Below are 7321 nucleotides of genomic sequence, written 5' to 3' on the forward strand. Positions count from 1 at the left end.
AAATCGCCTCCTTAAATAAACACTGCCTGAATCGTGATTGAATCCGACGGAATAATGGTTATTGTCGGTTCATGCTGCATTTCCTGCGGCACTCCAATCCAGCCGACAAATTTCTGTCCCTCATGGGGAATCGCCGTCAGGGTAATCGGGATATCGTTAAAATACTTACCGCTCCAATTGTTTGGATCACTTACTCCTGGTGTACCCGGTGCAATATTAAGAGAATTGACTCTGACATATCCTTTTGCATATTCGGTTTTGATAGTTAGCTTGTACATACCTGTCAGCCGAAAATAACGGATGATATGCCCCTGATTGGAGCCGGGTCTAAACTCGGCAAAAATGCGGAGGTTGTTATTCTGCAGCTTCCACAACTCCTTACTGGCAGCGGGCCTGTCCCACCGGCGTATATGCTCATCAATCTCGGGTTCCATCATCTTTTTGAGCCGATCAAGCTCCGCTATTACCACTTCCGGTAAAAAGGTGCTGTTCATATGATCTGCGCAGCGGTTGAGAAAATCGATCTTAAACTCTGGATTTTCTAACAGCGCCCGCAGCAGATAAGTCGCCCAGGATGGATTATGCCACTCCCACCCATCGGTTCTGGTAGCGTTGACCATGGTATTAGCACTGAAATTAGCAAATGCCAAATCTAAATCATAAATCATCCAGCGCCATTTCCCATCGTGCCCGTAAGGAGCATCAGGATTGTTTGCCGGCAGGTTGAGGCGCCACAGGCGCACATTATTCCCCGGCCAATCGTGGTTTTGAATATAAATCTGCACGGCGGCATAGTCAAGGTAAGCATCAATGTCCATCATTTCCTTAACAAGATCGTACAGTTCCGGATCTTTTAAAGACCTCGGTGTTCGGTAACCATGGCGATAATTCGGATCAATTAACTGAAGGAGTTTGCGGTAGTTTTGGCGCTCCAGATCGTTTAAAGGTGCGTTTCCTTCATTGACAAACACATTGTCTTCTACAATTTCTACCTGGTCAGGATCAACGCCGTATGTGTGGTGCAGATACCACTCATCCTGGCGGTCCCTGATATTGTGGATACCCCAATACTCACCATTGAGATAAACTACGGCAGGGCGAAAATACATGGGAACCAGCTTGGTGTGATGGAGCAGATTGGCTATCAGCCCATCTTTCAGCATTGTATTTTCCCAGGTGTTGCCGCCATTGCGCAGTACAAACGCTTTGTAGTTAGTATATGGTTCGCCGGTGGATGGTACTGTCCTGCCCGGAAAAATCTCGTGCTCAAACACATCACGCTGATCATAGTCGCTTGATGCAATAATGCGGAGGCTCTTTTGGGCGTAGGCCCGGGAAGCATCACCGTGAATGCGCACACCCGCATTCTGGGCAATTGCCAAAGTGCCATCCGGTTCCCAGAATTCGATATGAATCGGTCTTTCCCAATGACGTCCCCGTCCATGGAAATTGCCGCTGCCCCAGTGGTGATAGGCCCAAGGCAGATTTTCATGGAATCCTCTACCCGGCAGATAAATCCCGTGATTATAATCAAAAAGATCAACCGGATCTGCTGTAATTGAAATAACCGGCAAGCTGTGGCGGTCAAAGCCCTGTGGATCGACGAAATAAGTGTGAGTAATAACTTCACTCGGCACATGATCAGCATCATAAGCTCTTGCCCTGACAACTGTGCCCCTAAACTGCTCCGTGCGCGGCAGATACCACTTGTTATAGCTGGATACCAAGTGGGTTAAGGGCGGCTTGGGAGTCACATCGGCGAAAATGGGAATACCCATCTCCACAACCGGTGTTTTCTCCTCGCGAATGATGATCGAATCGGTATACTCATAAGTTCGGTGGGGATTGTTAATGGGATCAGGAATAGAACCGTCCAGAGTAAAATACACTGTGGTTCCTGCAGCCGGATCGAGAGTCAGCATAAATGGTTTCTCGTAAAACCCGCCCTGATGGGAGAAGCTCGGATTCAAACCCGGATTTGGCTGCAAATAAGCAAGCCCAGTATTATTCGACTCTCCCGGACTGGCCTGGTTACGGCCAAACATCACAATCGTGCTGCCGCCATCGGGCTGTCTTCCCCAGGAGATATCCATCTTTACCGGCGATACATAAAAATAATCAATGATTGTTTCCCGATCCCGATGAGTAAGAATTATCTGCTCGCCTTCGTGATCAATTTTAAAGCTGGTATGCAGCTCAGGACCGGTTTGATCCTTCCCGGATGCCCAAACCAGCAGAAACCCACCCGGTTCCAGCCAGGTGTCTGCAGGAAACGGCCATTTTGTCAGGTTATTGAGATCGTCAGATAAATAACAGCCGCCTAAATGAACCGAGCGATCAGTAGGATTATACAGTTCAATCCAATCAGAAGGCTCTTCATCTTGATCCAGAACGCTGCGGCCATTGCGAGCCATCACCTCATTGATTACAGCGTACTGTCCATTAAGTTCCGGAAACTGTCTCGGACTGCGGCTGCTGACCTGTTCCCAATATTTGCGGATCGGAGCAAAACCATCGAGCCCTTCAACAGCGCTGATAAAGATAGGATTACTGCCGAGATCCACCTCATCTCGAAGCGCATCCTGAGCTAACAGCTCTCCCAATACCGTAAGATCAGTAATACCGGTATTATTGATATTCAGTCTTTTTAAATTAATAAGATCAGCAAGTACATCTGTCTGTTCATTGATTGGCACATTTCTGAGGATCAGGGTTTCAAGATTGGTAAGCCCGCCGATAGGGCTGAGATCAGTGATTGCAGTGTTGGAATGCAGATTTAAGTAAGTCAGCTTGTTCAGCTGAGCTAGGGGAGAAATATCGGAAATATCATTATTGCGCAGGTTCAGATACTCCAAACCTGTAAGATACTCAATGCCGGTTAGATCAGTGATGCCCCGTTCGGCAGCATTGATTATTTTAATCTCAGCTAATTCTGCCGGTGCAAGCGGACCTTCAAACCTACCAAGTTCTTCACGAACAGCAGCTTCCAAATTATGGTCAGCAAAAACCACTTGATCTGCTCCGCTCACAGTCGGAACAAAAGCCAGCAGAGACACCAGGACCAAGAAAACAACCACCGGACTGAGCAGCTGCACTTTCTTCACAGTACCACCTCACCTTTCGCCGAAGTGAGTAAGGAGGTGAACGGATGTCACCTCCTTAAGATTACGCGTCAAATCAAGCTATCAGCTGAATCTAGAGCTCAATGAACTTGGAGCTGTTAGCCTCCAGCTTAACTTCGATCTCTTTTCCGTCAGCAGTAGTGATTGTAGTTGTCTGCGGTTCAAAGCTGTTGTTAACTACAACCAGCATGCTGTGGTTCGGATAATATGCGCATTCTGTATGGATATTGCTGCTCACCCAGCTGCCAAATTCGTCTTCTTTTCCGGCTGCATAGCAAAGAGCGCGGTGCAGTAGACGCACATTCTCTGGATTATATTTGTGTCCAGCCAGATAAATAACTCTACCTTTGCCAAACTCTCGCTCGGTAATCAGCGGAGAACCGCTGCGTTCAGCAAGTACCTTTGTCTCAGGTCCCAGCACAAAGATCTCATCGATAAATTTACCAAAATCGATCTTTTCCGGATCTAGACCAGCAGTGATGAAGTGCTGATCAACTGTTTCATACCGATATCTTTCAAACGGGTTGGTCAAGCTGGTTTCCCGATCGACGCCCAATAAGTGGGCCAACTGGAAGTACTGGATGCTGTGGTCAAGTGCCGACGGTTCACCTACACCGATGAATCCGCCGCCCTCGCTGACAAACTCGGTAATCCTTTCGATTACGGCTGGATTCTGCCAGTGCCAGCCACCGCTCCAGGCATCATTCACAGCGCCAGCATTGATGATGACATCAATGTCCTCTGGGATGCCGTTTTCAACAATGTCCGCAAAGCTGATGAACTTCACGTTTACAGGCAGTCCAGAAATGGATTCCATTACTTCATTGTAGAAGTTGCCCCGGTTAAAGTGGCCGCGGCAGCCCCATTCCCGCATGTGGCCCCATGCAGTGAGGAACGCAACGGTGAAATCAGCGGTATAAGGCTGATCATCCTGATGCATATCCTTGATCATTCTAAACTCCCGCGCCATATCTTCCACATACTGGATAAAATCTGGATGGTTTTCTACCAGGTGGAGATAGCCGCCAAAGCCGATCCGGTCGATCTTAGCCCGCAAGATTGCCCGGCGGATATCCATCCAGTAAGTCTTCAGCTCCAGAGTTGGATTGCCGCCTTCGATGAAACTGGGAGCGCCGTTAACGCCGGTCGGGAAGAAATATGGATGCAGGCGCAGCTCCCTAACTTTAACGTGGGGAGTTGCCGACACTCTTCTCGATTCAAAACCATTGAAAATACCTTCAATGATTCCATCAAAGTTGAATTCCTTCCACCGCTCTAAAGTAGGCTCCATGCCGAGCCAGTGGTCATTGTAGAACACATAGGCTTTCTTGTCGTATTTTTGAACCAGCGCAACACATTTCTTGCCGAAGTCCACAACAAAATTGTGGATGAACTCCATCCAGTCACGATATTTATCTGACGGCGGCATATAGGAGTTGTTATATAAGCCGTTAGTGACAAAATCCTCGGATGTGAGGCGGTAGCCATATTTCTTCTCAAACTCGCGAATCGCATACGCGCTGACTGCAAAGGCATAGGAACCCCAGTCGTTCACATGGAACGGCCGCTTCGGATCAGCGCCCCAAATCCAGAAAAAGTTATAGAAAAGCGATGTGAATCTGACAACCTTAGTGTGCTCATGATCCTTGAGCCACTGCTCCAAAACTTTGAGCAGATGTTCCTGCGCCTCGGGATAGATAGGATCAATGGGCATCAAATGCTCCCGATCGCCCCAATTATTGGTGTGGTGATTATACATAGAGATCTCTTCCCAGATCCGATAAGCCAGGAAGTTAACTGTGTACCGGTGCCACTTCTGAGTTCCGGAAACGGTTACGGTACCATTTTCAGCATCGTAGGTCCAGTTTTCCAGCGCAACCTCTTCATTGGTTGTGCGATCAAATACCTGCCAAAACTCTTTTGGATCATCATCAAAGTTAACTTTAAACTGCTCTTTGTAGAATGTATCCATCAGATTGATGGTTACTGTGTCGCCTTCAGCCACAACCGGTTCGCTCATCAGGTAGCACTGCTGCAGCTTATCCATGTTTGCCTTGGCCCACTCGTTATCGGCTCTGACCAGACAAATTGTTGAGTAAATATCGTAGCCAGATTCAAATATTTGATCGGAAAGCTGAGTTCCATCACTGTCGCGAATTACATCTGCGCCCCAGCGTTTAGCTAATTTTAAGGTCAGTTCCTCATAGCCAGCTTCACCGGGGAGAGTAAAACCTCCGTATGAATACTTATCCTGCATAGCTTATCCTCCTTGTGAACATAGTCATGATCAAATTTCTCCTCTATGATACCACATTTATACTCATTTTTCCTGCTGCATCAATTTAACCGTGAAACATAGGGATTATCGGCAAAATAAAACCGCCACAATTTATCCCGATATTCCTCCGCGTAGTCAATGTTAATCCGCTTTGCCTTTACAATCTGCTCTGCATGACGCTGTTTAGGCTGCTCGATAAACAGTTTCCTGCCTTTAACCAAATCATAACCATTAAAGGATAGGTCAATATCCAAAGCCTGACAGAGTTTTCCTGGTCCATTCAAGAGCCTGCGCCGGTCGTTGGTTTTTAAACGGCGGCGTTTTTCCATTTCCTCAATCCCCTCAAGGGGCTCTGCTGCCCGAATGAGCACCGCCTGCGGCTCATCTGCTTCTGCCGCTACAATATTCAGCATATAATACATCCCATAAATCAGATAAATATACGCGCATCCACCGGGATGAAACATCACCTCTGTCCGCTTGGTGCGGCGGTTTGCATAAGCATGGCATCCTTTATCCTCAGGACCGCGGTAGGCTTCGGTTTCGACAATCCGGCAGGCAAGACGCTTCCCATTAATAATGCGAACCAGGTTCATCCCTAACAGATCCTCCGCAACATCTAAAACATCCCGGCGGTAAAAACTGTAGTCTAAACGCATCTTCCACCTCCAAAAATACAAAGAAATCGTTGTTAAAGCAGATAAAATATGGTAAATTGGTATCGCTATTATGATACTGGTAAGTTGGTGATTATTATGCGGCATCTGCTCCGCGCTTTTCGAATGGTGAAAAATCAATGGGGACGCAGAATCTTGGCCGGCATCGGCATGCTGGGCGACTCCGCTGGATTGATCTTGCTGCCATTAGTTATCCGCAATGTTTTTGACACTTTCACTTCCGGGCAGCCTCTTGCGGACAGTCTCAGCACAATCAGAACCAGCGCTCTTTATCTGCTGATTTTAGCGGTAACCCGCTTTATTTTTGTGTATGTAGAGATTTATTTCCAAGAGGGTACCGGCAACTACATCAGCCATGATCTGCGCAAACTGCTCTTTAAGCGCATTCTGCATCTGCCCTTTTCTTTTTTTGATACAAAGAAAACAGGCGACTTAATGTCGGTATTAACCCGAGATGTAGATGCGGTGCGGGATGGTACCGGTTTTGTAATCATGCTGATCCTGGTCAACGCTATGATCGTCATTGGCATTACTATTGCCATGCTGATTATGCATCCACTGCTTACTTTGATTATCTTTGCAACTTTTCCTCTTCTCGGGATCCTGGCAGTGTGGTACGCCAGACGCATCGGTCCCTTATACCAAAGTCTGCAGAAGCAGTCCGGCAGGCTGCACACAACTGCTCAGGAAAATGTCTCTGGAATCCGGGTAGTTAAAGCCTTCACCCGGGAACCGGAAGCAGAGGGAAAATTTGGCCATGAAAACGAGCAGTTTTACCAGCTGGGGCTGAAAATTGCCCGTTTAAGCAGCACAGTCCACCCAACCATGGATTTTCTCGGCTCGTTCTCGGGCATGGTAGCTCTGGCTGCCAGCGGTTACTTTGTGATTAAAGGAGAGATCAGTCTCGGCACAATGATTGCCTTTACCAGCTTCGCCGAAAACCTGATCTGGCCGGTGCGGCAAATCGGCTGGCTGTCTGAGATGTTTCAGCGGGCAATTGCCGGCGCTGAGCGGATCTTCCAAATTGTTGACGCCGAAGATGCATTAGACAGCTTGGGTGAACCAATCGTTAAAAATATCGACGGCGATATTAACTTTAATAATGTATCATTCGCCTACCCTAATGGCGAAGAAGCGGTTGCGGATTTTTCCCTAACCATCCCGAAGGGATCCACAGTCTGCCTGCTGGGCATGACGGGAAGCGGCAAAACAACCATTGCCAATCTGCTGGCTCGGTTTTATGA

The 7321-nt window shown here is 47.7% G+C and carries 4 protein-coding genes; 1 reads left to right on the plus strand and 3 read right to left on the minus strand.

Annotated elements, in window-relative coordinates; genetic code table 11:
* Nucleotides 1-11: 11 nt before the first annotated feature.
* The 3 genes from GX019_06120 to GX019_06130 all read right to left on the minus strand — a co-directional run bounded on the left by GX019_06120 (nucleotide 12) and on the right by GX019_06130 (nucleotide 6059).
* Entirely contained in the window at nucleotides 12-3104 is a 3093-nt protein-coding gene (locus tag GX019_06120) for a hypothetical protein (GenBank protein ID HHT36738.1), read from the minus strand.
* A gap of 91 nt (nucleotides 3105-3195) precedes the next feature.
* Entirely contained in the window at nucleotides 3196-5379 is a 2184-nt protein-coding gene (gene gnpA / locus GX019_06125; protein HHT36739.1) for a 1,3-beta-galactosyl-N-acetylhexosamine phosphorylase, read from the minus strand.
* 80 nt (nucleotides 5380-5459) lie between these two features.
* Complete coding sequence (locus tag GX019_06130; protein ID HHT36740.1) at nucleotides 5460-6059, minus strand: DNA-3-methyladenine glycosylase; 600 nt, start codon at nucleotides 6057-6059, stop codon at nucleotides 5460-5462.
* A 48-nt stretch (nucleotides 6060-6107) separates the two neighbouring features.
* On the opposite strand from GX019_06130, the gene GX019_06135 reads away from it, so the two are divergent.
* A partial coding sequence (locus GX019_06135; GenBank protein HHT36741.1) for an ABC transporter ATP-binding protein occupies nucleotides 6108-7321 on the plus strand: 1214 nt, incomplete at its 3' end.

The sequence above is a fragment of the Bacillota bacterium genome (assembly GCA_012837335.1).
Taxonomy (GTDB): Bacteria; Bacillota; Limnochordia; order Darwinibacteriales; family DTU012; genus DTU012.